Annotated in this window: 29 protein-coding genes; 24 read left to right on the forward strand and 5 right to left on the reverse strand. The window is 29.5% G+C overall.

Annotated features, from left to right (window positions below):
* Window positions 1-130 precede the first annotated feature (130 nt).
* Window positions 131-499: a DoxX family protein gene (locus Q0776_RS08925; RefSeq protein ID WP_298367223.1), complete on the forward strand. Its 369-nt coding sequence runs from the start codon at window positions 131-133 to the stop codon at window positions 497-499.
* On the opposite strand, the gene Q0776_RS08930 is transcribed toward Q0776_RS08925, so the two are convergent.
* Entirely contained in the window at window positions 496-2,391 is a 1,896-nt protein-coding gene (locus Q0776_RS08930) for a hypothetical protein (protein WP_298367224.1), read from the reverse strand. The genes Q0776_RS08925 and Q0776_RS08930 overlap by 4 nt on opposite strands.
* A 240-nt stretch (window positions 2,392-2,631) precedes the next feature.
* Between Q0776_RS08930 and Q0776_RS08935 the strand changes: the two genes are divergently transcribed.
* The 11 genes from Q0776_RS08935 (at window position 2,632) to Q0776_RS08985 (ending at window position 13,089) form a co-directional block, all read left to right on the forward strand.
* Window positions 2,632-4,875, forward strand: a complete 2,244-nt coding sequence (locus Q0776_RS08935; protein WP_298367228.1) for a molybdopterin-dependent oxidoreductase — start codon at window positions 2,632-2,634, stop codon at window positions 4,873-4,875.
* Window positions 4,872-5,405 carry a 4Fe-4S dicluster domain-containing protein gene (locus Q0776_RS08940; protein ID WP_298367230.1) on the forward strand — a complete coding sequence of 178 codons (534 nt, stop codon included), beginning with the start codon at window positions 4,872-4,874 and terminating at the stop codon, window positions 5,403-5,405. Before Q0776_RS08935 ends, Q0776_RS08940 begins: the two co-directional genes overlap by 4 nt.
* Window positions 5,406-5,415: 10 nt before the next feature.
* Entirely contained in the window at window positions 5,416-6,357 is a 942-nt protein-coding gene (gene nrfD, locus Q0776_RS08945) for an NrfD/PsrC family molybdoenzyme membrane anchor subunit (protein ID WP_298367232.1), read from the forward strand.
* A 10-nt stretch (window positions 6,358-6,367) separates the two neighbouring features.
* Complete coding sequence (locus tag Q0776_RS08950) at window positions 6,368-6,895, forward strand: YeeE/YedE thiosulfate transporter family protein (RefSeq protein WP_298367235.1); 528 nt, start codon at window positions 6,368-6,370, stop codon at window positions 6,893-6,895.
* Window positions 6,896-6,925: 30 nt separating this feature from the next.
* Window positions 6,926-7,516 carry a YeeE/YedE thiosulfate transporter family protein gene (locus tag Q0776_RS08955; RefSeq protein WP_298367238.1) on the forward strand — a complete coding sequence of 197 codons (591 nt, stop codon included), beginning with the start codon at window positions 6,926-6,928 and terminating at the stop codon, window positions 7,514-7,516.
* A gap of 16 nt (window positions 7,517-7,532) precedes the next feature.
* Window positions 7,533-8,213, forward strand: coding sequence for a rhodanese-like domain-containing protein (locus Q0776_RS08960; protein ID WP_298367241.1), 681 nt, complete (start codon window positions 7,533-7,535; stop codon window positions 8,211-8,213).
* An 18-nt stretch (window positions 8,214-8,231) separates the two neighbouring features.
* The gene (locus Q0776_RS08965; RefSeq protein ID WP_298367244.1) at window positions 8,232-8,855 is read left to right on the forward strand and encodes a rhodanese-like domain-containing protein; all 624 of its coding nucleotides are present in this window, start codon (window positions 8,232-8,234) and stop codon (window positions 8,853-8,855) included.
* 305 nt (window positions 8,856-9,160) lie between these two features.
* Window positions 9,161-10,147: a rhodanese-like domain-containing protein gene (locus Q0776_RS08970; RefSeq protein WP_298367246.1), complete on the forward strand. Its 987-nt coding sequence runs from the start codon at window positions 9,161-9,163 to the stop codon at window positions 10,145-10,147.
* Between the two features lie 36 nt (window positions 10,148-10,183).
* Complete coding sequence (locus Q0776_RS08975; protein WP_298367248.1) at window positions 10,184-11,185, forward strand: rhodanese-like domain-containing protein; 1,002 nt, start codon at window positions 10,184-10,186, stop codon at window positions 11,183-11,185.
* 101 nt (window positions 11,186-11,286) lie between these two features.
* Window positions 11,287-12,333, forward strand: a complete 1,047-nt coding sequence (locus tag Q0776_RS08980; RefSeq protein WP_298367250.1) for a porin — start codon at window positions 11,287-11,289, stop codon at window positions 12,331-12,333.
* A 102-nt stretch (window positions 12,334-12,435) separates the two neighbouring features.
* Entirely contained in the window at window positions 12,436-13,089 is a 654-nt protein-coding gene (locus Q0776_RS08985; RefSeq protein ID WP_298367252.1) for a Crp/Fnr family transcriptional regulator, read from the forward strand.
* Between the two features lie 19 nt (window positions 13,090-13,108).
* On the opposite strand, the gene ligA is transcribed toward Q0776_RS08985, so the two are convergent.
* The gene (gene ligA / locus Q0776_RS08990; RefSeq protein WP_298367255.1) at window positions 13,109-15,106 is read right to left on the reverse strand and encodes an NAD-dependent DNA ligase LigA; all 1,998 of its coding nucleotides are present in this window, start codon (window positions 15,104-15,106) and stop codon (window positions 13,109-13,111) included.
* A gap of 227 nt (window positions 15,107-15,333) precedes the next feature.
* On the opposite strand from ligA, the gene Q0776_RS08995 reads away from it, so the two are divergent.
* Genes Q0776_RS08995 through Q0776_RS09005 form a run of 3 tightly spaced genes read left to right on the forward strand, consistent with a single transcriptional unit; the run spans window position 15,334 to window position 17,492 of the window.
* On the forward strand, window positions 15,334-16,578 hold the full coding sequence (locus Q0776_RS08995; RefSeq protein WP_298367257.1) for an FAD/NAD(P)-binding oxidoreductase: 1,245 nt from the start codon (window positions 15,334-15,336) through the stop codon (window positions 16,576-16,578).
* A gap of 33 nt (window positions 16,579-16,611) precedes the next feature.
* Window positions 16,612-16,923, forward strand: coding sequence for a TusE/DsrC/DsvC family sulfur relay protein (locus tag Q0776_RS09000; protein ID WP_298367259.1), 312 nt, complete (start codon window positions 16,612-16,614; stop codon window positions 16,921-16,923).
* A 38-nt stretch (window positions 16,924-16,961) separates the two neighbouring features.
* Complete coding sequence (locus Q0776_RS09005; protein ID WP_298367262.1) at window positions 16,962-17,492, forward strand: DsrE/DsrF/DrsH-like family protein; 531 nt, start codon at window positions 16,962-16,964, stop codon at window positions 17,490-17,492.
* 78 nt (window positions 17,493-17,570) lie between these two features.
* On the opposite strand, the gene Q0776_RS09010 is transcribed toward Q0776_RS09005, so the two are convergent.
* Entirely contained in the window at window positions 17,571-18,980 is a 1,410-nt protein-coding gene (locus Q0776_RS09010) for a trypsin-like peptidase domain-containing protein (protein WP_298367263.1), read from the reverse strand.
* A 163-nt stretch (window positions 18,981-19,143) separates the two neighbouring features.
* On the opposite strand from Q0776_RS09010, the gene dapF reads away from it, so the two are divergent.
* From dapF to Q0776_RS09055, 9 genes are all read left to right on the forward strand, one after another.
* Entirely contained in the window at window positions 19,144-19,923 is a 780-nt protein-coding gene (dapF, locus tag Q0776_RS09015; RefSeq protein ID WP_298367266.1) for a diaminopimelate epimerase, read from the forward strand.
* A complete protein-coding gene (locus tag Q0776_RS09020; RefSeq protein WP_298367268.1) occupies window positions 19,923-20,444 on the forward strand; it encodes a GNAT family protein in 522 nt (173 codons plus the stop codon). The genes dapF and Q0776_RS09020 overlap by 1 nt, the downstream gene beginning before the upstream one ends.
* Window position 20,445: 1 nt before the next feature.
* Window positions 20,446-21,480, forward strand: coding sequence for an endolytic transglycosylase MltG (gene mltG, locus Q0776_RS09025; RefSeq protein ID WP_298367271.1), 1,035 nt, complete (start codon window positions 20,446-20,448; stop codon window positions 21,478-21,480).
* A 205-nt stretch (window positions 21,481-21,685) separates the two neighbouring features.
* Window positions 21,686-22,303, forward strand: a complete 618-nt coding sequence (locus tag Q0776_RS09030) for a peptidoglycan-binding protein LysM (RefSeq protein WP_298367275.1) — start codon at window positions 21,686-21,688, stop codon at window positions 22,301-22,303.
* Between the two features lie 440 nt (window positions 22,304-22,743).
* The gene (locus Q0776_RS09035; RefSeq protein WP_298367277.1) at window positions 22,744-22,875 is read left to right on the forward strand and encodes a hypothetical protein; all 132 of its coding nucleotides are present in this window, start codon (window positions 22,744-22,746) and stop codon (window positions 22,873-22,875) included.
* Between the two features lie 116 nt (window positions 22,876-22,991).
* Window positions 22,992-23,486, forward strand: a complete 495-nt coding sequence (locus Q0776_RS09040; protein ID WP_298367279.1) for a hypothetical protein — start codon at window positions 22,992-22,994, stop codon at window positions 23,484-23,486.
* 274 nt (window positions 23,487-23,760) lie between these two features.
* A complete protein-coding gene (locus Q0776_RS09045; RefSeq protein WP_298367281.1) occupies window positions 23,761-24,768 on the forward strand; it encodes an adenosine deaminase in 1,008 nt (335 codons plus the stop codon).
* A 31-nt stretch (window positions 24,769-24,799) separates the two neighbouring features.
* A complete protein-coding gene (locus tag Q0776_RS09050; RefSeq protein WP_298367284.1) occupies window positions 24,800-25,390 on the forward strand; it encodes a hypothetical protein in 591 nt (196 codons plus the stop codon).
* A 55-nt stretch (window positions 25,391-25,445) separates the two neighbouring features.
* Window positions 25,446-25,655, forward strand: a complete 210-nt coding sequence (locus tag Q0776_RS09055; RefSeq protein WP_298367285.1) for a DUF2892 domain-containing protein — start codon at window positions 25,446-25,448, stop codon at window positions 25,653-25,655.
* Window positions 25,656-25,732: 77 nt separating this feature from the next.
* On the opposite strand, the gene Q0776_RS09060 is transcribed toward Q0776_RS09055, so the two are convergent.
* Both Q0776_RS09060 and idi read right to left on the reverse strand, forming a co-directional pair.
* Window positions 25,733-26,143, reverse strand: coding sequence for a 6-carboxytetrahydropterin synthase (locus Q0776_RS09060; RefSeq protein ID WP_298367288.1), 411 nt, complete (start codon window positions 26,141-26,143; stop codon window positions 25,733-25,735).
* Between the two features lie 5 nt (window positions 26,144-26,148).
* Complete coding sequence (idi, locus tag Q0776_RS09065) at window positions 26,149-26,667, reverse strand: isopentenyl-diphosphate Delta-isomerase (protein ID WP_298367291.1); 519 nt, start codon at window positions 26,665-26,667, stop codon at window positions 26,149-26,151.
* Window positions 26,668-26,732 lie beyond the last annotated feature (65 nt).

A 26,732-nucleotide genomic window follows, 5' to 3' on the forward strand; every position in this document is an offset into this window, starting at 1 on the left:
CAAATAAAAACAGAAATAATTATACTATTTTATAATTTTCTAAAAGTCAAATCACAATAACACTGTAATTCTTAAAAAAAAAACACGTCTAAACAAAAAACTTTAGACAATGTATACCAAAATTATTTTTTTGATTAGGATAATAATTGCTCTTATATTAATTCAAACTTTACGGTTTAAATTCACAGCTCATCCAGATAGTATTTACATTTTTTCAAAAGTAGGTTTAGAGCCTTTTGGTAGAATAGGAATTGGTATTTTAGAATTAATTTCTGCATTTTTAATTTTAATACCTAAAACAATTTGGGCCGGAGCATTGCTAACCTTCGGAATTATTTTTGGAGCCGTTTTAATGCATTTAACAATACTTGGAATTGAAATTAATAACGATAATGGTTTATTATTTTATATGGCTTTAATTGTCTTATTTTTAAGTGGAATAGTACTTTGGAACGAGAAAAATAATATTCCTATCATTGGAAAATTGATAAAATTTTAATTCCAGTTAGGCAAAATACATGCTTTCGTTTTTTTTGCTAAAACATAATTAAACCCCTTAATTAAACTTTCATTCATAATTTTAGAATTGTCTTTATGACATTCTAAACACGATCCAACAATTAATAACTGCTGTTGTTCTTTTATAGAAAAGGGTCTAAAATCTGTTCTTGTAGAATTAATAACTCCTTTTGGTGTTTTTCCTAAAAACGGAATCCAAGCATCTTCAGGTAAACCATCATTTTCATTATTTGCATATTCAGGTACAAACTTCCAAGTTCCTTTATTATTTTTTATTTCATAAAATAAAACACCTTTTCCGTATCCTAATGTTGCCGAATTTGAATGACAACTTTTACAATCTCTTGTTTTTGAAATAGTAGTATGGGGTGAATTTGGAGCATACAATCTATGAAATGAAACCTCTTTTCCTATTTCTTTTCCAGCATAACTTCCTTTATCTATTGTTAAAATCATTCCAGGAACCGCAGGTTCAATATGTTTTCCTTCTGAATTCTCTCTAACTCCCATTGCAGGTAGAGATGAAGAAAATTCTGCAACATATTCTTTCCATTGTCCTTTTCCATATTTTCTATCTAACAAATCAAACGCCCTAGGTTCATCTTTATCAAATTCATTATGGCAACCAATACAACGCGAAGTCCAAGAAGAATGACAGGATGAACAACTTACATTTTTATGAACATTATCCCTCGAACATACTTCAGATTGTGGTTTTAAAGGGTGAATTTTACTGTCTTTTTTACCAATTAAATAAGCATTTCCTATTGAATCTATATAAGTATTAACCAAAGGATGACCTCCTTTTTTAACTGCAATAATTTGTTTATCATTATGTTTATAATTTCTATGTAAGAATACAAGTAAACTTTCTGTATCCAAAGAATCGTATGAAATGGTATTTGGCTTATCCTTAAAATGACAATCAGAACATTGTATTTTTACAGCTTGTTCTTCGTGCGTGTATTTAATTCCATCCCCCATAACTTCATGTGAAGAATGACAATCAATACATAACATACCCTTAGTGTGATGTACATCTTCTTCTATAAATTTATATACTCTTTTATCCTCTAAAACTCTATAGCCATCTTTATTTTTAACTTCATCCTCATCTAACATAGTTTCTTGAAATCCTTCATAATTTGTTGAAATTCGACTAGAGCGACTATGACAACCAAAACAATGCTCGTTTTTTACAAAAATATCAGTAGAAGGGTGAGTTTTTGGAAGTTCTTTTTTATTTGAAGTTAAATAGGTGTTTAAATCGTTTTTAGCATTTTCAGAATAATTTAAATGACAAGCATTACAACCTCCACCTCTACTCAATTGAGTAATAGGTCCAAAATCCTTTTTCTCAGCTCCTAAATGACAATTTGCACATAAATCTCTTAAATGTTTATCTGCTGCTGAATTTTCAATTAGCTTAATATGGTATTGATTATTTGGTGATTCTGCCTCGCCAAAAATAAATTTATCTACCGCAACCAGTCCACTATTAGTGGTCATTAAAGAATTTTCAATTTTATGCAGTTCATTGGGATGACATTTTCCACATGTTTGTTTTGCATCTACTAAATTCCCCGGAATTAACACCATTCCTTTATGCGATTCTTCTTTATTAAATGAAGAAGTATTTCCTAAATGACAACTTGCACAACCAATTAAATCAGGATTATGATAATTTGAATAACCTTTTGTATTACTATGACAATCTAAACACGATTCTTTAGAATTCGGCTCTATTTTAGTGTAGTTTTCATCCTTTAAAAAAAACGAATCCGTTTTATTTTTTTCCTTAATAAAAAATACAATGGCAACAGCAATAAAAATTGTAATTAATAACCAATATTTAGATTTTCTTTTTATCATAAATAACGCTTGTTACAAATTTACAACAAATTAAGATTTCTATTTTATTTAAATTCAAAATGTAAATACTTGACTCTCAATTACTCTTACATAATAAGCTACTTTTGTTACATTTATAATATTGATTCTCAACAAACTATGTAACCAATGTTACTATCTGGATTTGGCTTTTATGACTTTTGTCATACTCTAAAATTCATCCTCTAAATATCTTTACCATTGAAACAAACAAATAATCTTATGACTACTTCAAGAAGAAAATTTATAAAAATTTCTGCATTGGGTTTAGGTGGTGTTGCAGCTACAACATCAGCTTTTAATATGTTCGGTTCCAATTCGTATTTAAACGAAATGGTAAAAGAAAATATTACAAAAAAATTAAAAAGAACACCTACCTATTGCGAAGTTTGTTTTTGGAAATGTGCCGGATGGACTTATAGTGACAACGAAGGAAATATCCAAAAAATAATCGGTAACGAAACTGACCCTCATTGTTATGGACGACTTTGTCCTCGTGGAACAGGTGGTGTTGGAATGTACACGGACGAAGATCGTTTAAAAACTCCTTTAATTAGAACAACTATTAATGGTGAAGAAACTTTTAAAGAAGCAAGTTGGGAAGAAGCATTAGATTTAATTGCTTCAAAATTTAAAGGCATTAAAGAAAAATATGGTGCAGAATCTTTTGCTTTACTTAAACATGGTTCTCCTGGAAAACACTTGGAACACTTATTTAAAGCATATGGATCAGATACTATTGCCGAACCTGCCTATGCACAATGTAGAGGAGCAAGAGAGGCCGGTTTTGCATTAACATATGGATCTTGGGTAGGATCACCTGAACCAACAGACATTAGAGATACTAAATGCTTAGTGCTTATAGGTTCACATATTGGTGAAAACATGCACAACTCACAAGTTCAAGAAATGTCCGATGCAATTGATAATGGAGCAACTATAATTACAGTTGACCCACGTTTTTCAACTGCCGCAAGTAAATCAAAACATTGGTTAGCTATTAAACCTGCAACCGATATTGCTTTAATGTTGGCTTGGATAAATGTAATTATTGAAGAAGGCATTTACGATAAAGAATACGTAGAAAAATATACCACTGGATTTAACGAATTAAAAGATCACGTTCTAAATTTCACTCCAGAATGGGCATATGGTATCACTACAATAAAACCAGAAGTTATTAGAAAAACTGCACGTGAAATGGCAAACGCAGCTCCTGCAGTTATTATACACCCTGGTCGTCACGTTTCTTGGTATGGAGATGACACACAACGTGCAAGAGCCATGGCAATTTTAAATGGTATATTAGGTTCTTGGGGACGCAGAGGCGGTTTCTACCTTAAAGAAAGTATAAGTGTTCCTAAATATCCTCATCCAAAATATCCTCATCCAAAATGGGATTGGAGAGATATTGGAGAAAAATATCCTATGGCGCAAATGGGAATTACAACTGAAGTTATAAGAGCTGCTATTCCTAGCGCAGACAATAAATATCCTGTAAAAGCAATGATGGTTGCCGGAACAAATATTACTAAATCTATTCCTGAAAAAGCATTACTTGAAAAAGCGATGGATGAATTAGAATTTATGGTAGTTATGGATACTATGCCAATGGATGTTACAGGTTACGCCGATGTTGTTTTACCTGAATGTACATATTTAGAACGATACGATGGTATTAGATCAGCAACAAACAGAGAACCATCTATTGCAGTTCGTGTTCCTGCTGTAAAACCTAAATACGATTCTAAACCAGGCTGGTGGGTTGCAAAACAAATTGGTGAACGATTAGGATTAGGTGAATTTTTCAATTATAATGATTATGAAGAAGTAATTGAATGGCAACTAAAACAAATGGGAACTTCTTTAGAAGAAATGAATAAAATTGGAGTAAAACATTTCCCAAGAAAATCTGGACCATTATATATAGAGGAAGATAAAAAATACGAATTTCCTACAGCAAGTGGAAAAGTAGAATTGTACTCAAAAGAACTAAAAAATTTAGGATTTGATCCTTTACCTAATTACACAAAACACCCAGAAGCTCCTCAAGGGTTTTATAGATTAAATTATGGTCGTGCTCCAATGCATACCTTTAGTAGAACTGCAAATAATCCAAACTTAAACGATCTAAAAAGTGAAAACGATTTATGGGTAAACCCAAAAGTTGCTCGTATTATTGGATTAAAAACTGGTCAAAAAGTATGGTTACGTAACCAAGACGAAATTATTTCCTCATTTTCCATAAAAGTAAGAGTTACCGAAAGAGTTAGATGGGATTCTGTATACATGGTTCACGGATTTGGACACGATAATAAAAAGTTAAGTCGTGCATTTGGAAAAGGTATTAACGATACTCAAATGGTTTCTAAAACAATGATCGATCCAATAATGGGTGGAACTGGAATGCGAGGAAATTTTGTTGAAATTTTAACTGAAAACCCTTATAAAACTGTAGAGATATGAGATATGCAATGGTTATAGACACTTTAAAATGTGTTGGTTGTAGCGACTGTGTAGTTGCTTGTCAAACAGAAAATAATGTACCTATTGGATATTGTAGAGATTGGATTACCGAAACGGTTAATGGTGCATATCCTACAATTGAATTGGAATTAAAATCAGAACGTTGTAATCACTGTGAAAATGCACCTTGTGTGCGTTGTTGTCCAACTGGCGCTAGTCACCAATTAGATAATGGTATTGTGTTGGTTACTGGTGATGAATGTATTGGTTGTGGTGCTTGTATAGAATCTTGTCCTTACGATGCCCGTTTTCAACATCCAGATGGATATGTAGACAAATGTACATTTTGTCATCACAGATTGGAAAAAGGTCAACTTCCTTCTTGTGTTTCAGTTTGCCCAACAAAATGCATGTATTTTGGAGATTTAGACAATCCTAATAGTGAAGTTTCGCGATTGTTAAAAAACAGGAAACATAAAACTTTGGCTCCAGAAGCCGGAACAAAACCTAAAGTTTATTATTTAATATAAAAATATTATTATGCAAGAAGAATTATTTACAAGTGGAAGAAATATTCCAAATATAGATCCTTCGCTAGAAATATGGCATTGGCCAATATCAGTATATTTATTTTTAGGAGGTTTAGCTGCGGGGTTATTGTTTTTTGCGGCTTTAATTACAGTTTTAAAAAAGGATAAAGAATATCCTACGGCGGTAAAATTCGCTTCAATAGTATCACCAATTGCTTTAACACTAGGTTTATTAGCATTATTTTATGATTTAACACATAAAATTTACTTTTGGAGATTGTATACTACTGTACGAATGGAATCTCCAATGAGTTGGGGAGCTTGGGTTTTATTAATTATTACTCCAATATCTTTTTTATGGGTTTTAAGTTATTACACTGAATTATTCCCAAAATTTAAATTAAAGTTTGAGTTTTTAAATACTCTTGAAACATTTCTTCAAAAAAATAGAATGAATATGGCTTATATATTATTGCCTCTTTCTATTGTTTTAGGAGTGTATACAGGAATTTTACTATCTGCTTTTAACGCTAGACCTCTATGGAATAATGCCATTTTAGGACCCTTATTTTTAACTTCTGGTTTATCAACCGGAGCTGCAACTATTATCTTACTAGCAAATACAGCTAAAGAAAGACATTTGTTTAGTAAAATTGATTTGGGATTAATAATATTAGAATTAGGATTAATTATACATATGCTTATGGGTATGTATGCTGGATCTGAAGTTCAATTAGAAGCAATGCAACTTTTGGTTAACGGAGAATTTACAATGATGTTTTTTGGATTTGTTGTGATTTTAGGCTTATTAGTTCCTGCCATTATGGAGTTTTTAGAATTAAGAGGTTTTAAAATACCAGTTGCTGTACCAGCTTTATTAATTTTATTAGGAGGTTTAATCTTCCGATTTGTAATGGTAGAGGCCGGACAAATAACACGTTATCTATATTAAAAATAGTAGTATGAAAAATAAAGAACACAACAGACATATATATTGGAACCCATATTTTGGTGGTTTCCTTTTAGGATTGATAATAATTTTCACCTTTTATACAACAGGTAGAGGTCTTGGAGCAAGTGGAGCTATGAAAAGCGGTGTTGTTGCTGTAGTTGAAACTGTTGCACCCACTCATGCAGAGGCCAATGGTTATTATAGCAAATTTATTAGTGAAGATAAATCACCTTTGAATACTTGGTTAGTATTTGAAGTTATAGGAATGTTAATTGGAGGAATGATTTCGGGTGGATTATCCGGAAGAATTGGATGGAGAGTTCAACATTCACCAAAAATTACAAAAAGAAGAAGATTATATTTTGCCTTAGGTGGTGGAATTCTTTTTGGAATCGGAGCTCAAATTGGCAGAGGATGTACAAGTGGGGCAGCTTTAAGCGGTATGTCAATACTTTCGGTAGGTGGATTTATAACCACGTTTGCCATTTTTGGAACCGGTTTTTTAGTTGCTTATTTCTTTAGAAAAAACTGGATTTAATTATTAAAATAATTGATAAAATAAAAAATTATGGGATTATTAACTTTAATAAATACAATACCGTATGAATGGGATAACGTGCTTGCTATTATTATTGGTTTAGCGTTCGGTTTTGTATTAGAATCGTCAGGTTTTTCTTCATCTAGAAAACTGGCGGGAGTATTTTACGGCTACGACTTTGCCGTTTTAAAAGTATTTTTTACAGCGGCCGTTGTTGCCGCAATTGGTTTGTATTATATGGATTATTTAGGCTTTATAAGTGTTGGCCAATTATATGTACACCCTACTTACCTATGGGGAGGAATAATTGGAGGAGCAATAATGGGAGTTGGATTTGTTGCTGCAGGATTTTGCCCTGGAACTGCCGTTACTTCAGCTGCTATAGGTAAAATTGATGCAATGGTTTATATAGGAGGAATTATGATTGGTGTTTTCATTTTCGCAGAATTATATTCATTATTTCAACCTTTATATGAAGGATCATTTTTAGGTAACATAACAGTTGTGGATTACTTTGACTTAAACCCATATTGGTTTATTTTTATACTAACAATAGCTGCTATACTTGCTTTCATCTTAACAGATTTGATTAGAAAACGAGTTAAAAAAGTATTTTATTAATTAAAAAACAATTAAAATGGTAAATAGAAAATTAGTAAAAGCTTTAAAATTTAGATACGTGCTTTTGGCAGCTGTATTAATTATACTTGCTGGTGGATTAGTACTAATTCCTAAGTTTGAAAAACATGTAGGAATCGCTCCTGAATTATTACTTAGCAATGCTATAAGTCCAGAAAGATATATTTCTACTGATGAACTAGCTGATAGAATAATTAATAATGACCCTTCGGTATTATTAATTGATGTACGAGATGCAATAAGTTATAAAGAAAATACATTACCTAACTCTATTAATATTCCTCTAGAAAATTTATTAAATGAAGATTTTGAAGGCTATCTTAATCAAGAAGCATATGATGTTATTCTTTTTTCTAATGATAGCTTTAGAGCAAATCAAGCATGGATTATTTGCAATAGGCTAAACTACAAAAGGTTACACGTGTTAAAAGGAGGGATAAACGAATGGTTTAATACTATAATAAACCCCTCTCAACCAACTGAAAATATGTCAAAAACGGCATATGATCTATATTCATTTAGAAAAGCTGCAAGCATGTTTTTTGGTGTTAAATATATAGATCAAATAAAAAAGCCTGAGCCTAAAAAGGTATATGTAGCTAAAAAAGTAACAACAACCCCAAAAGTAGTTGTTCCTAAAAAGAAGAAAAAGAAAATGCCTATTGAAGGCGGCTGTTAATATTAAAGCTTATTTATTATGAAAGAATTGGAAAAAACAAAACGAATTTCTATAGCAGCAGTAATCTCTATTTTAGTTGTAATAATTGCACTTTTAACATATAAAAGACCAAAACATATGTATGCAATTAATCCACAACTAGCATTAGAACAAACTATTTCTAATGGTTCTGTTAAATTAAATGAATTAAATTCCGAAACTATTATTATTGATATTAGAAATCAATTCGAATTTGAAAAAGGACATATAGAAAACGCTATTAACATAGACGCTTCTGATATTTTAATTGAAAAAAATATAGAAGTTTTTAAAGCTTTAAAAAATGATGGAAAAAAAGTAGCTTTATATGGTAATAATCCTACTGAAGTTATTGCACCACTTATGATTTTGCAACAACTCGGTTATAATAACATACAAATTTTATCTATAGAGAGCTCGTTAGATCAGGATAAACTTGTAACTACAAATGCCGAAATTGAAAAAAAAGGAGAAAATATAAATCAATTCATTCAGGCATCGATAAATAAGGTAAATGAAATTTTGAAGGAAAAACCAAAACCAGTTGTAAAAAAAGTTCCAATAACTAAAAAAGTTGTTCCCATAAAGAAGAAAAAGAAAATGCCTATTGAAGGTGGTTGTTAGTTTAAATTATTAAAAACTGTTTTAGAAATAAAACAGTTTTTTTTATGTAAAAAAACAATAATAAATCTACATAACAACTATTTTAAAGATTATTAAACCACCCTAGAAATCAATCTATAAAATTGACTCTTAAAACTTTATTAAACACGCATTAACTCACTGTTTTACATATACTTACATATGTAACTAAAGTACCAAAGAAGAACAAATATATATTAGGGTTTTATGATAAAAATCATAACTCGAAAACGTTTTCGTCATTAAATTTATAAGTGATAAACAAATTAATTTTAAACAAATATCTAATGAAAAAAACAACCTTTTATTTAGTATTATTTTTAGCTGCTACCACTTTGTTTAGCAGCTTCAAAAAAAACGATAGACCACCAAATAGTTCTACTTCTGAATTTGAAATGTTAGTTCAATATTTAGAAACGAATGGTAACTTTATTAATACATTAGCTCCTGCCTTAATTTCTCCAGAAGAAATTAAAGAAAATCTTAAAAATGAAAAGTATCTTGTATTAGATATTAGAAGTTCTGATTGGTTTGAATATGGCCATATTAAAAAATCGCAAAATGTTGAAGGTCCAAAGCTTTTAGAATTTTTTGAATCCGAAATAGACCCTTCAAGTTTTGAAAAAATAACTATAGTTTGTTATTCTGGACAATCTGCTGCTTATTACGCAAGTTTACTTCGCATGTATGGCTTCGATAATGTTTATAGTTTAAAATGGGGAATGAGTTCTTGGGATCAAGAATTTGCAACAAATATATGGGTTAAAAATTCCAAAGACGAATTTACTGATCAATTAGAAACAACTGTTAATTCAAAACCTGTTGCAGGAAATTCACCTATAATAAATACTGGTAAAACAGACGCCAAAGAAATTTTAAAAGCCAGAATAAAAGAAGCCTTTTCAAAACCTTATAAAGAATCAATTGTAAAATCTGCTGTTGCTTTTGAAACTCCACAGGACTATTTTATTGTTAATTATACAAGTGAAGAATTGTATAAAACAGGGCATATAAAAGGTGCAGTACATTATACACCAAACAAATGCTTAAATACCCAAACTAGCTTATTAACACTACCAGCTGACAAGAAAATTGTAATAAACTGTAATACTGGATTAAGTGCGGCTTATGCTGTGGCATACCTTGATGTATTAGGTTATGACACTTACAATTTAGCCTATGGCTCCAACAGTTATATGAATTCTACTTTAGTTGAAAAAGGATGGAATGCCTGGACAGCAGAAGAAATAAAAAACTTCCCAATAGTAGAATAATAAATATTATTAAACAAACAAACAAACAAACAAATCATGAAAAAAATATCTTACCTATTAATCGCTCTATTTTTAGTCCCGACAATGTTCTTCACTTCTTGTGATAAAGGTGATGACACAATGGTTGACACTACTCCTGCATTTACCTTAATGAAGGATTACGCCATTAACAATAATTTAGATATCAATAAAATTATAACAAATACAGATGGAGAAAAATTTGTAGTAGGACCTCCTGCAACAGCAGCTGACGTACCTGCTTATATTGCAAAATATACTATTTTAGATATTAGAAGTGCCTCAGATTTTGCAAAAGGACACATAGAAGGAGCTAAAAATATTCCTTTTAAGAATATTTTATCTGAAGGTGCTGCAGCATCTAAACCAGCTTTAATTGTTTGTTATACTGGACAAACAGCTTGCTATGCAACTGCTTTAATGCGTATGTATGGATTTACTCATACCAAAGCATTAAAATGGGGTATGTCTGGATGGAGTAATGAAACTGCTGGCTCTTGGAATGGAAAAATTGGAGCCAATGAAGCAGATGGTCATGCAAACTGGACTTATACTGGAGCACCTACTAACAATGTATTTGGAGATCCTGTAATTTCATCTTTATCAACCTCAGGAGAAGCAATCTTTAAAAGTCGCGTTGAAGCAGCAGTTGCAGCCGGATTTAAAACTGCGTCTGGAACAGATGTATTAAACAATCCTAATAATTACTTTATAAACAATTATTTTTCTGAAGCAGATTATGCCGCATTTGGTCACATTAACGGAGCAAAAAGAATACTTCCTTTAACTTTAGCAGACAATAGTTACAAGGGATTAGATCCAACTCCAGGAGCCAAAGTTGTTACCTATTGTTATACAGGGCAAACTTCAGCTGTTGTTACAGCTTGTTTAAATGTACTTGGTTATGATGCCTATAGCTTAACATTTGGAATGAATGGCTTATTTAACACAAACAACGCATGGAAAAGTAACCAATGGGGAGGAGATAGCAATGCAAAAGATTTACCATTAATAAAATAAAACACTTAATAACAGGCCCTAAAATTTATATTCAATTTTCACTAATAAATGATGTTTTTAATTTCTAAAACAATTTTTTTTAGGGCTTTAAAATTTAAAATATGAGAACTAAATTAGTTATACTATTCGCAATAGCTTTTGCTCTACAATTTAATACTACCTTCGCGCAAGGATGCGAAGATGATGTTCCAACAGGAGCTACCTCGGGAGTTCCTTCAACAAGTAGCACTACTTTTTTTGGGTACATCCAACCTGAATATGATTCGCATTTTACAGATCCAGGCGAAAACACTTTTAAGTTTAAAAGAGCACGGTTTGGGGTTCGTGGGAGAATAAATAGATCATTTTCTTTTTATGCAATGATTGAAACAAGTGATTTTATTGCTTCTGATGGAAATGTTTATTTAATGGATGCTTTCGTTACCTATGATAAACATGAATGGACCAAATTTTCGGTAGGTTCGTTTAAACAACCTTTTGGATTAGAAGTTGCAACTGCCTGTCATTCTCTTTCAACAATAGACAGAGCAATTGTTTCAGACCAAATAGTGGCTCCTCAAAGAGATTTAGGTTTAATGATGTTGGGTGGAACAAGTAAAACTAAATTCCGCTATTCAGTTGCCTTAATGAATGGAACCGGTTTAGGTTTAAAAGATAACAATACTAAAAAAGATGTTATTGGTAGAGCAACATATAAATTATTTGATTTTATGACTGTTGGTGGAAGTTTTAGAATGGCTTATCCTAACAATGAAGATAATGACCGAAAAACTTATGGTGCTGAAGTAGTTCTTAGTTATAATGCATTAAAAGTTCAAGGTGAATATATTTATGATGAAGGAGACTATAACAGAGCGGCAGAAGGTGGATGTGGATCAGTTCCTTTAGAATTAGGTGAAAAAAGAGAAGGTGCATATGTAATGGCAACATACGACGTAAATGAAAAATTACAACCAGTTTTTAAGTATGAATATTTCGATCAAGATTTAGATATTAAAAAAATTGGTTATCAAGAAATGATGACATTAGGAATTAATTATTTTGTAAGTAAAAACACAAGATTACAAGTTAATTATCAAAATAAAATTGAAACGGGTTTAAGCGTAGATAATGATGCCCTTTTAATGCAGCTACAAGTTAAATTTTAAAAAAAGACTTTTTTTTAATTGAAAAAACTTCTGAGTAAAATCAGGAGTTTTTTTATGTAATTTTTTCGTAAATTTGATTGAATTTCATAAAAAGAAAAATAAATGACTAATGATAAAGAAATTTTAAAAGATAAATTAAGTGATTACTATTCTTCAATATTTGAACCTGAATTAATTGAGGAAATTATAGACAACGGAATTCTTAGAACAATTGATAGCGGTGAAATTTTACTGGACATTGGTGATAAAATGACACATGTTCCTTTAATTACTTCTGGAGCAGTAAAAATTATTAGAGAAGATAAAAATGGTGATGAAATTGCTCTTTATTTTCTTGAAAAAGGAGACACTTGTGCAATTTCCTTTATAAACTGTATTAACAAGACAAAAAGTATGTTTAGGGGTGTTACAGAAATTGAAACCGAAGGTATTTTTATTCCTGTTGATAAAATTGATGAATGGCTTGTAAAATACGAATCTTGGAGGCATTTTATTATTGATAGCTATCATATGAGATTGATAGAAATGGTAGAATCTATTGATAGTTTAGCTTTTATGAAATTAGATGACAGACTTCATAAATATTTAACAGACAAGGTTAAAATAATGAAAGACAATACATTATATATTACGCACCAAGAAATTGCTAACGACATTAACACTTCTCGAGTTGTAGTTTCTAGACTTTTAAAAATTTTAGAAAACGAAGGAAAAATAAAAATTAGACGTAACAGAATTATTATAGATCATATGTAATTAAGTAAACTTTATAAATTTATTGTAACATTTCTAAATAATCTGATTCAGATATAATTGGGATCTGCAAACTTTCGGCTTTTTGAAATTTACTAGGTCCCATATTATCTCCAGCAATTACAAAATTTGTTTTTTTGGAAATTGAGCTTCCTACTTTACCCCCATTATCTTCTATTGATTTTTTGAGTTCATTTCTGTTAAAAATTGTGAAAACACCTGATACAACAAATATTTTTCCTTGTAATTTTTCTGATTTTCCTTCCAACGATTCTTCTGAAACCTCAAATTGAACTCCATAAGATTTTAAACGATCAATTATTTGAATATTAATAAGGTTTGAGGCAAAATCAATTACGCTTTTAGCTATTCTATCACCAATTTCGTCTACCGCAATCAAATCTTCAAAAGAGGCATTCATTAAATTATCCATAGATTTAAAATGTTTTGCCAATTTTTTTGCAACAGTTTCACCAACGTATCTTATACCTAAAGCAAATAATACTTTTTCAAATGGAATTTCTTTTGATTTTTCAATTCCTAAAATCATATTCTCAGCTGATTTTTCGGCCATACGTTCCAAAGGAATAACCTGTTCAACTTTTAAATCGTATAAATCGGCATAATTACCAATTAAACCTTCTTTAAATAGCAATTCAACTGTTTCTGCTCCTAAGCCTTCAATATCCATTGCTTTTCTGCTAATATAATGTTGGATTCTTCCTGTAATTTGAGTAGGACAACCATATTCATTTGGACAATAATGTTTTGCATCACCTTCATTTCTAACTAACAAAGTATTACAATCTGGACAGTTTGTAATGTATTTAGTTGGTTGAGAATCAATTGGCCTTTTAGAAATTTCTACTCCTACAATTTTAGGGATAATTTCACCTCCTTTTTCAACAAAAACCGTATCTCCTATTCTAATATCCAATTTCTCTATTTGATCGGCGTTATGTAATGATGCTCTTTTAACTATTGTTCCTGCCAATTCTACGGGTTCTAGATTAGCCACTGGTGTTATTGCACCCGTTCTCCCTACTTGATAAGTAATTTCGTTTAAAATTGTGCTTTGCTGTTCGGTTTTAAATTTATAAGCAATTGCCCATCTTGGAGCTTTTGCCGTATAACCTAACTCATCTTGATATGCCAGTGAATTTACCTTCACAACAATACCATCTGTTTCATATGGTAAATTATGTCGTTCCTCATCCCATTTTTCAATAAATTGAATAACTTCATCAATAGATTGACATACTTCTATTGCTTGTGGAATTTTAAATCCAATTTTACGCGCCTCTTCAAGTGTTCTAAAATGGGTTTTAAATTTGTTGCTTGGCTCAACAATATGATATAATAAACAATCTAAGGGCCGTTTTGCAACTTCTGCACTATCTTGTAATTTTAAACTTCCACTTGCCGTATTTCTAGGGTTACTGTAAGGGTCTTCACCTGCTTCAACGCGCTCTTCGTTCATTTTTTTAAAACCATCTAAGGGTAAAATAATTTCACCTCTAATTTCAAAATTTTCAAAACTATTGTCTTGTAATATTAATGGAATAGATTTTATAGTTTTAATATTTGCCGTTACCTCATCTCCTTGAAAACCATCTCCACGAGTTACTGCACTAATTAATATTCCATTTTCATACGAAAGGTTTATTGAAGCTCCGTCATATTTTAATTCGCAAGTATAACTAATTGTATTAACCCCCAACATTTTTTGAATTCGCTTTTCCCAATCGAGCAAATCCTCTTTCGAATACGAATTATCTAAAGAATACATTCTGTTTTTATGAACAACTGTTTTAAAGTTTTTTGTTATTTCACCACCAACACGTTGCGTTGGAGAATTAATATCAAAAAATTGAGGATTTTCTAATTCTAATTTTTCTAACTCTTTCAATTTCAAATCAAATTCATAATCTGAAATTGTAGCATTATCTAATACATAATAGTTGTAATTATGTTGGCGTAATTCTTCTCTTAAACTGTTTATTTGTTGTTCTACAGACATTTTAATTTCTTAATATTCTTGTGCTAAAAATAGGTATATTTTTTTGAATTAAGCACCTAAAATAAACCATTGATTTATAAACTTTTAAAAAATTGTTATGTAACCTAAGTGACAGATTGTTATGATTTTTATCATATTTAATGTTGTGTTACTAAAGTAACTTTACTACATATAGAAAAGCAATATTTAAATAATAATTGCAAATAAGCAAAACTAAACCTTTATAAATGAAGAATTTATTAATATTAGGAGCAGGAACATCAGGAACAATGATGGCTAATCATTTAAGGCCAAAATTGTATTCAAATGAATGGAATATAACAATTGTTGATCAATATAAAACTCACTATTATCAACCAGGATTTTTATTTCTTCCTTTTGATACTTACACAGAAAATCAAGTGAAAAAAGTTGGTAAAAAATTTATTCCAAAGTTTGTAAATTATATTCAAAAAAAAATAGAACGAATTATTCCAGAAGAAAACAAAGTAGTACTCGAAGATGAAACTTTAAATTACGATGTCTTAATAATTGCAACAGGATCTAAAATAGCTCCAGAAGAAACTGAAGGGTTAATTGGCCCACTTTGGAAAAAAGACATTTTTGATTTTTACACTTTTGAAGGATCGTTAGCCTTACGAAATAAACTACGCAATTGGGAAGGTGGTAAATTAGTAGTCCATATTACAGAAATGCCTATTAAATGTCCTGTTGCACCTTTAGAATTTGCATTTTTAGCAGACTCTTATTTCCATAAAAAAGGAATGAGAGATAAGGTTGAAATTACCTATGTCACACCACTTTCTGGTGCTTTTACAAAACCTACATGTACTACAGCACTAAATTATTTGTTAAAAGATAAAGATATTAAAATTGAAACAGATTTTGCGATTGAACATGTTGATAACGAAACTAAGGAGATAGTTGATTATGAAGATAAAAGAATTCCTTTTGATTTATTAGTTACAATTCCAACAAATATGGGAGATGAAGTAATTGAAAAATCAGGATTAGGTGATGACTTAAATTTTATTCCAACAGACCCAAATACACTTCAATCAAAAGCACATGAGAATATTTTTGTAATTGGAGATGCTACAAATGTTCCTGCGTCCAAAGCGGGATCGGTAGCGCATTTTGAAGCAGAAACATTAACCGACAATATTCTACTTTATATTGATGGCTATCCATTAAAAAAAGAATTTGATGGTCACGCTAATTGTTTTATCGAAACAGGAAACAACAAGGCGTTATTAATTGATTTTAATTATGTAACCGAACCAGTTCATGGTAAATTCCCATTTGCAAAAATTGGCCCATTAAAACTATTAAAAGAAAGTGTTTTAAACCATTGGGGGAAGTTAGCTTTTAGATGGATATATTGGAATATGCTTCTTAAAGGTATTGCAATTCCATTTGTATCTAGAAATATGAGTTTTAAAGGAAAAGTCTTCGATATAAAAACTAAATAAAAAATTATAAATAAAAACTAAACAACAAATATTATGTCAGTAAAAACTATAGCAGGATTAGAATTAAACGTTTCAGATGAAGGATATTTAGAAGATATGACACAATGGAACGAAGAAATTGCAAACGAAATTGCAAACGAAATAGGAATTGAATTAACACCTAAACATTTTGAAGTACTTAATTTTTTACGAAAAAAAACAGAAGCTAAGGAGCCTTTAACTATAAGAGGTGTTGGAAAATCCGGTATTGTAAATATTAAAGAATTGTATGCTTTATTTCCAAAAGGGCCGTTAAAATTCTCATCTAAAATAGCAGGAATTCCAAAACCTACTAGTTGTATTTAAAAAAGTGTTGGTAATTGTCTAATAATAAACTCAATAAAATGGAAACAAAAAATATAGAAGAAAAATCGCAAACAATAGAAAAAAAACCTTTAGAAAAAGTTTGTATAATATGTGCAAAGGGAAGTATTGAGGATGTTTATGCAACGCTAGTAATGGCTAACGGAGCAGTAATGGAAGGTATTGAAACCAATGTTTTCTTTACTTTTTTTGGATTGGATGGTATAACTAAAAAATCTATGAATCATTTGCATACGGCAACAACTGGAAACCCTGCAATGAAAATGCCAGGAGGTTTACCTTTTCCAACAATGCTAGGCGGATTGCCAGGAGTAGAATCTGCTGTTTCAGGAATGATGAGAAAACAAATGGAAGAACTCGATATTCCTCCAGTAGATGAATTTTTAGAAATGATAACAGCTGGTGGAGGAACTATTTATGCGTGTAAATTGGCAGTAGACATGTTTAAATTAAAACAAGAAGACTTGTCGGATGAGGTTGATTCTATTATTACAATTGGACAGTTTTATGAATTATGTGATGGTGATAGAACTCAAATTATTTTCACTTAATTTTCAATTTTAATATAAATTAAAAATCCCGAAAATTACTTCTCGGGATTTTTTTTTTAAAAAAAACTAACTAAACAATTATCTAAATATATAACGCTCAAGCTCTCCATCAAGGTTTAGCATTTCTATTCTTAATACTTCGCCTTCATCCCTATTTGATATTAACTCACTTATTGCATCTACTGAATTCACTTTTTCACCATTAATTGCAGTAATAATAAATCCTTTTTCCACACCATAATAAAGAAGTTCTTTATTTGTTATCTCAGATATTTTTACTCCATTATCAATTTTTAATTTCTTTAATTCTTTTTGATCTAAGTTTTTCAATTCTAAACCTAAAGAGGCCACTTTACTAATTTCATTTTTACTTAAAACTACATCAGTTGTTTTTTCTTCTCCATCTCTTACAAATGTTACTTTTATTTTATCCCCTGGTCTTTTGGTATTTAAAAAACCGGTTAAATCGGCATATGAAGTAATTTTAACATCATTAGCTTTTATAATTACGTCATCTTTTTGCAATCCAGCTTTATCTGCTCCAGAACTTTCAACAACACTAGAAATATAAAATCCTTCTGACAAATCAATATCAAGATTTTCGGCAACTTTCCCATTTAGTTCGCCACCTTGCACACCTAAAATAGCTTTTTGAACATTACCAAATTCCATTAAATCTTCAATAACTTTTTTGGCAATATTAGAAGGAACCGCAAAAGAATATCCAATAAACGAACCAGTTCTTGAGGATATAGCTGTATTAATTCCTATTAATTGCCCGTGCGAATTTACCAAAGCACCACCACTATTTCCCGGGTTTACAGCCGCATCAGTTTGTAAAAATGAGTCGGTAATATTTCCATTTCCTTCCAAATCTCTACCCTTAGCACTAATTATTCCTGCAGTTACTGTTGAAGTTAAATTATATGGATTTCCTACTGCTAAAACCCATTCTCCAACTTTTACATTATCCGAATTAGCAAACGTAATATAAGATAAATCATCTTCATCAATTTTTAATAAGGCAATATCATTTGTTACATCAGAGCCAATTAATTTAGCCTTATAAACCTTTTTATTATTTAAAGTAACTTCAATATCAGTTGCGCCTTTAACAACATGATTATTTGTAATTATATAACCATCTGAAGAAAAAATAACACCACTACCAGTTCCTACTTGCGAATACTGTTTAGTACCACTCCCCTGACCATAGAAAAACTCCGCAAAAGGATCTCTCACAGTCTTATAAGATGTGTTTTTAACATGCACAACTGCATTTAGTGTTTTCTCTGCTGCAACCGTAAAATCGGTGTTTTCAACAGAATTTGCTAATGTATTAGTGAAATTTGCGGCAACTGTTACCGGACTTTCTTGTGCCTTACTTTCTACAACAATATGAGGTTCTTCAATAAATAACTTATAAGTTCCTAACGTCAATGCTCCTCCAATCGCAGAAAATAGTACAATACTTAATATTTTTTTCATTGTTCTTGTTTTTTATAAATTAACACTCAAAATTAAAAATTTATTGTTTTGTAAAAAACGCTTTAACGCTTTGTTAACGCTCATTTAACTGATTTTAACAAACCATCATAATTTCATTATTTTAACAAAAAAAAACTTAATTGAATTTAGTACATTTGCAGCAATGAATCAACAATTTTTTAAATATCAAGGAACCGGAAATGACTTTATAATGATTGATAATAGATCATTATTATTTCCTAAAGAAAACGCCAAACTAATTAATAAGTTATGTGATAGACGTTTTGGAATAGGTGCAGATGGACTAATTTTGTTAGAACCTTCTATAAAAGAAGATTTTACGATGGTTTATTTTAATGCAGATGGAAAGGAAGGAAGTATGTGTGGTAACGGAGGACGATGTCTTGTTGCATTTGCCAAACAATTAAACATTATTGATAAGAATACTACTTTTGATGCTGTTGATGGTTTACATCACGCTACAATTGAAAATAATATTGTAAGTTTAAAAATGATTGATGTTTATAAAGTTGAAACAAACAAAGATTATTCTTTTTTAAATACAGGCTCACCGCATCATATTAGTTTTACAAACAACGTTTCCATAATTAATGTCAAAGAATTAGGTGCAAAAATTAGATATGGCGCTCCTTATTTTAATGAAGGAACAAATGTAAATTTTGCTGAAAAATTAAGTGACAATTCTTTTAAAGTAAGAACATACGAACGCGGAGTTGAAGATGAAACTTTAGCTTGCGGAACTGGAGTTACAGCAGTTGCAATTGCAGCTCACAATGCTAATATAACTTCAAAAAATCACATAAAAATTGAAGTTTTAGGAGGAAATTTAGAGGTTTCATTCAATAAAGAAGATGGTATTTACAATAATGTTTATTTAAAAGGACCTGCTAAATTTGTATTTGAAGGAATAATTACTATTTAATGGCAGTATTAGTTGGAAAAAATATAGTTTTAAGAGCTTTAGAACCAGAAGACATTGATTTTTTATTTTCAACTGAAAATAACGAAGCATTTTGGGAAGTTAGTAGTACTCAAGCTCCTTTTTCAAAGTATATTCTACAAAAATATCTTGAAAATGCGCATCAAGATATTTATGAAGCAAAACAATTTCGATTTATAATAACTAATTCTGAAAACACCACTGTTGGAACAATTGATTTATTCGATTTTAACCCTCAACACCAAAGAATTGGAGTTGGAATACTAGTTTTACCCAAGTATCAAAATTTAGGATATGGTAAAGAAGCTTTAGAAATGGTTATAGATTATTCTTTCACCTATCTAAATGTACATCAAATTTTTGCAAATATAACTTCAGAAAATAATGAAAGTAAATCTCTTTTTGAAAAATTTAATTTCAAACCCGCTGGAGTAAAAAAAGATTGGATTTTCTCAAATAACAATTTTAAGGACGAAATTCTATATCAATTAATTAGGAAATAATATGAATTTAAAAAAACTAATCTTATTAATTAGCTTTTTATTACTAGTAATTGCAGGTCTTCTAGCTTTCAGTTATTATAACAAAATTTACAAACCTAATACTGTAAAAGAGGGCTATTTATATATTCCTACCGGCAGTAATTTTAATGATGTGGAAAATTTAGTGCGCCCATTTTTAAAAAGAATAAAACCTTTTAAATGGGTTGCCAATAAAAAAAACTATCCAAATGTTATTAAACCTGGAAAGTATCAGATAAAAAAAGGAATGAACAATAATGAATTGGTAAATCTTTTAAGAAGTGGAAAACAAACCGCCGTAAATCTATCTTTTAACAATCAAGATTCCTTTGAAAAACTAGCTGGTAGAATTTCAGAGCAAATTGAAGCAGATTCTATATCCCTACTTAATAGTTTTAATGATGTTGATTTTATTAAAAAGAATGGATTCAATAAAAATAACATTTTAAGTATGTACATCCCTAATACATATCAATTTTACTGGAATACATCTGCTAATGAGTTTAGAAAAAAAATGCTTATTGAGTTCAACCATTTTTGGAATACTGATAGACTGCAAAAAGCTAAAAATTTAAATTTATCGAAATTTGAAGTAATTACATTAGCATCTATTGTTCAAAAAGAAACTGCAAATATTAAAGAAAGGCCAATAGTAGCTGGACTTTATTTAAACAGGTTAAGAGATAAATGGCCGTTGCAAGCGGATCCAACTATTATTTACATTTTAAGAAAAAAATTAGGAGCAGAAACTGTTATTAAAAGAGTTTTAACGAAAGATATTGAAATTAATTCTCCATATAATACCTATAAAAATATAGGATTACCTCCTGGTCCAATAGCTATGCCAGATATTTCTTCAATAGATGCGGTTTTACATCCATCAAAACATGAGTACTATTTTATGTGCGCTAGTATTACTTCAATTGGGAATCATGAATTTGCGAAAACGTTGTCGCAACACAACAAAAATGCGTTTAAATATCAAAATTGGTTGAGCAACCAAGGAGTAAATCGATAATAAGAACGCTTTCTACAAAATATAATTTACATTTTTTTTAAACCTAGAGCAACACACTTTAAATTTGTTAAATATTTCACAACATTTAACCTAATTTGTTAAATACCTGCTAATTTTCAACGTTTTAAGTTGTAAATGTTGCAGGTGTTGTTTTTTATACTAAATTTGCAGGCTTAAATTTATAAGGAATTAAAACCTTTAAATTATGAAAAAAGTAAAAATATTTTTAAGTTTACTTCTTCTTGTTATATTCATTTCTAGTTTCTCAGAAAGAAAAACCACTAATTTTAATTCAGGAAAAATTGATTTTTATTATTGTACCGTATCTAATGAATCGGAAAATAATGAAGTCCTTACTAAAATTCCATTTACTGGTAATTCTTTTAACGGATTTAGAGATGCTATTGGGTTTAAAGAATCTCAAGGAAGATACCACATAGTAAATTCATTAGGGTATTTAGGGAAATATCAATTCGGAAGAACAACATTAGAGCGATTTAAAATTTACAATACACAAAAATTCCTAAACAACCCAGAACTTCAAGAAGATGCATTTTTAGCACTTTGCTCATTAAATAAATGGATATTAAGAAAAGATATTAAAAGAAGTATTGGTAAAAAAATTAATGGTGTAGAAATTACTGAATCTGGAATTTTAGCAGCCGCCCATTTAGCAGGAGCCGGAAATGTAAAAAAATACTTACGTAGTTTTGGTCAAAACACCTTTAAAGACGCCTATGGCTCATCTCTACAGCATTATTTAAAGGAGTTTTCTGGATATGACACATCATTTATTGAAGCAAATAAAAAACCAACTGTTTAATCTTACTAAGTTATTTTTTAGAACTGTTAAAAAAACACTTAATTTTTAACTAGCCACAAAAGCAATATAATTAACACTTTTTAAAACAAAATACACGTTTCATTTAATAAAATACACGTTTTAACAGATATTTGGTAATTACAAATAAATATATTACCTTTGTCTTTGTAAGAGCGTCCCTATATTGCAAACTTTTACGGAGAGAGTTTGTAGTTACTGATTCATTTTTAAAATTAATTAGTATTGCTTTTAAAATTCTCCAAAATAGAAATTTTATTTATTAAAATTTAAGAGTGGTTACTCGTTGTTTATCAACTTGTTACACGTCTGACTTCTGTTTATTTTTAAAATATTTTAAAAATAGATCAGGACTTTTTTTGTTTTTACCGAAGATTAACATAACTTTGATGCTCTTACTAATCATTTAATTCTTACAAAAAATGAAAAAATTGAAATTAATTTTCGGGTTGCTACTTGTTGCTGGATTTTTCGCAACTATAGCTTTAAGTAATAGTACATCAGATGATCAAGCTATTAGAAAAGATAGAATAATTATCCCAAGAAACGGATAGTCTTTTTATCAATAAAAATTAAAACCACAATATTAATTTATTGTGGTTTTTGTGTTGAATCTAATTAATAATATTTTGCTATATTTGGTTTGAACTAAGAAAAAATTATTTTAATAATGAAAAATCAAAAGAGAAAATCATTATTATTAGGAAGTTTTATAATTATCTTAATAATATCTACCCCTTATCTCTTATATATTTATAGAGCAATTCCCTTTGAAGCTGAAACTTATAAAACATTATTTTTTACAATAAAGGGAGGTTATTATGAAAAAGCTCAATCTTTCGTATATACTTTTTTCGGGAAATTCGTTCCTTTTTTTCTTTTAATTATTTGGTTTGTTACCAATAAACATTGGTGGGTACATGCTTTAATTATTCCTATAACAATATATTTATTTCAATTAATTAGTGTTGCTAACGATAGTGAACAATACGTTGACGAAATTGAGTTCATTTATACTGTACCTATTGCAATTTTAATAATGGTAATTTTATATTTTTTAAGAAGTAGAATGTCAATTTACATTCAAGCTGTTGATTTAAAAAAGGAAATGGATACCAATATGACTTCCTCCTCTGATTCTGATAAACCTCCTTTAAATAATTAGATATCAACTTCGGAAAAATTATTTATGAAATTTATGAAAAAAGATTTATTTAAAAACTCACATACCCAATATCAACAGTGTTTAAAAAAAATAGAAAGTATAAGGAAAATAATTAAAATTTTAAATATTATGTTATTTTTTCTTTTTATATCAATGCTAACTAGTTATATTTTAAAATAAATATACACAATCATTTAACGATTTTAAGTTTCTATTAAGCGGGTTTTACGCCAAATTATGGTTCCAATATATTGAAATTGTTTATTTTTAACGAATGATAAATTTCATTAATAATTTACCCAAGGCAGAATTACATTTGCATATTGAAGGTACTTTCGAACCTGAATTAATGTTTAATCTAGCTACAAAAAATAACATTAAACTACCTTATCAATCAATAGAAGAGTTAAAAAAAGCCTATAATTTTGACAACTTACAGCATTTTTTAGATATTTATTATAAAGGAACTAGTGTGCTTATTGAAGAGCAAGATTTTTATGATTTAACTTATAATTATCTTAAAAAATGTGCTTCTCAACAAATAAGGCATGTTGAAATTATGTTCGATCCTCAATCTCATACATCACGAGGTGTTAATTTTGAAACCATAATAAATGGCATATCTAAAGCTTGTTTAGATGCAGAAAGGAGTATTGGTGTAACATCACTTTTAATTATGAGTTTTTTAAGACATTTAAGTGAAGAGGAAGCTATTAAAACATTGAAACAGTCCCTTCCATTCAAAAAAAATATAAAAGCAGTTGGGTTAGACTCATCTGAAAAAAACAACCCTCCATCAAAATTTCAACACGTTTTTTTAGAAGCAACAAAACAAGGATATATTCCAGTAGCTCATGCAGGAGAAGAGGGACCTTCTGAATATATTTGGGAAGCCATTGAGTTACTAAAGGTTAAACGAATTGATCACGGGAATAATGCTCTCAATGATTTAGATTTAATTGATACCATTAAAAACAGAAACATTCCGCTAACTATTTGTCCTCTTTCCAATTTGGCATTAAAAGTTGTAGACAAATTAGAGGAACATCCACTAAAAAAACTATTAGATTCAGGACTAGAAGTAACCATAAACTCAGATGATCCAGCATATTTTGGTGGCCAATTAAATAAAAATTACATTGAAATTCAAAAAGCGTTAAATTTAACTAAATTTGACCTCTATAATTTAGCTAAAAATTCATTTCAACATTCTTTTTTAAATGATGATAAGAAAGAACAATATTTAACCGAATTGGAAGTTTATTACAATAAAAATAAATAGCAATAACATCAAAGTAAATCAACTAATACAAATGAAAAAACATTTAATTAAAATTTTAATTCTACTTTTTATAACAAAAATCTCTTATAGTCAGGCTAAGAAACAATTTATAGATTCTGGTTCGGTTAACAACCAGTTCGAAAACTTGATAAACAATTCCAATAAATACCAAGATTATAAAGTTGTTAAGTTAAATTGGTTACTAAAATTAAAAAGCAATGTACAGGATTCACTAAATGCTTCAAAAAAAGAAATTATTAGTTCTTCGAATGTCATCAATAAACAATTAAAAACAATTGATAGTTTAAATATTGCCTTGAAACATTCTAAAACTGAGATAACAGAATTAAATACCAAAATTGAAAGCATATCTTTATTCGGGTTACAAATAGAAAAAGAATTATTTAAAACAATAATTTTCTCAATTATTGGGATTTTAATTTTGTTGTTAGGATTGTTTATTTCAAAATTTAATAAAAGTAATAGTGTTACAAAACAAACAAAACGTGATTTAAAAGAACTTGAAGAAGAATACGATGATCACCGTAAAAAAGCACTAGAACGCGAACAAAAAGTAATGAGACGTTTACAAGATGAATTAAACAAACAGAAAAAAGATTAGTTTATAAATTTAATTCTTAAATTGAATCATCTTTAAACTTAAAAAGCAATACATTATGAAGAAAAATATGGGAAATACCGATAAAACTGTAAGAATATTAATAGCTATTTTAATTGCTGCTTTATATTACACCAATATAATCAACGGTACACTTGCTATTATTTTAATGGCTGTTGGAATTATTTTTTTATTAACAAGTTTATTAAATTTTTGCCCATTGTATACTATATTTAAAATAAATACTTGTAAAATTTCTAAAAAGTAATAAATCGTTATTTATTACAAAAAAAGCCTGTTCTTTAATTTACTAGAACAGGCTTTTTTTTGTGTGTTATTTATAACCTAATCTCCCGAATATGTTACAAAATTTCTTGGTGTTTCATAAAGAGTTACAGTCAACTCTAATTCTTCATTAATTTTTGAACGTAACTTATTCCAAATTACAACTGCAATATTCTCGGCTGTTGGGTTTAAATCTTTAAAAACTTCAACTTCTTCATTTAAATTTTTATGATCAAATTTTTCTTCTATTTCAGTTTCAATTAACTGTTTTAAAACTTTCATATCCATTACAAAACCTGTTTCTGGATGTATTTCTCCTTTAACGGCAACTATTAACTCGTAATTATGACCGTGATAATTTGGGTTTGCACATTTACCAAATACTGTAGCATTTCTAGCATCTGTCCAATCAGCATTATATAATCTATGAGCAGCATTAAAATGCGCTTTCCTGTTTACCGTTACTTTCATTTTAGTTACTTATTTATAAATTCATAGTATTTATCAAAAATAATTTTAAACCATGCTGTATAAATTTCAGGCTGTTTTTCAATATCTTTTTTAATAGCTTCTAAACTCATCCATTTATAACTTTCTACTTCTTCCCTATTAATTACAGGATTATCATTATAAAATCCTACCATTATATGATCTAATTCGTGTTCCGTTAATCCATTATCAAATGGAGCTTTATATATAAATGATGTTTTTTCTTCCAAATCACAAACAAATCCCATTTCTTCTTGCAAACGACGTTTACCCGCAACTAAATTAGACTCTCCTTCTCGTTGATGACTGCAACACGTATTTGCCCATAACAAAGGCGAATGATATTTTTCAGCTGCTCTTTGCTGAAGTAATAATTCGTTTTTATTATTAAACACAAACACGGAAAATGCTCTATGTAAAACAGCTTTTTCGTGAGCTTCCATTTTTGGCATTAAACCAATTTGCTCATCGTTTTCATTTACTAAAATAACTTGTTCTTCTTTCATTTATTATATAATTACCACAAATTTACAAAAAGAAATAACAAAAGCAGATGATTTAAAAATTGAAA

This window comes from uncultured Lutibacter sp. (assembly GCF_947495725.1).
Taxonomy (GTDB): Bacteria; Bacteroidota; Bacteroidia; order Flavobacteriales; family Flavobacteriaceae; genus Lutibacter.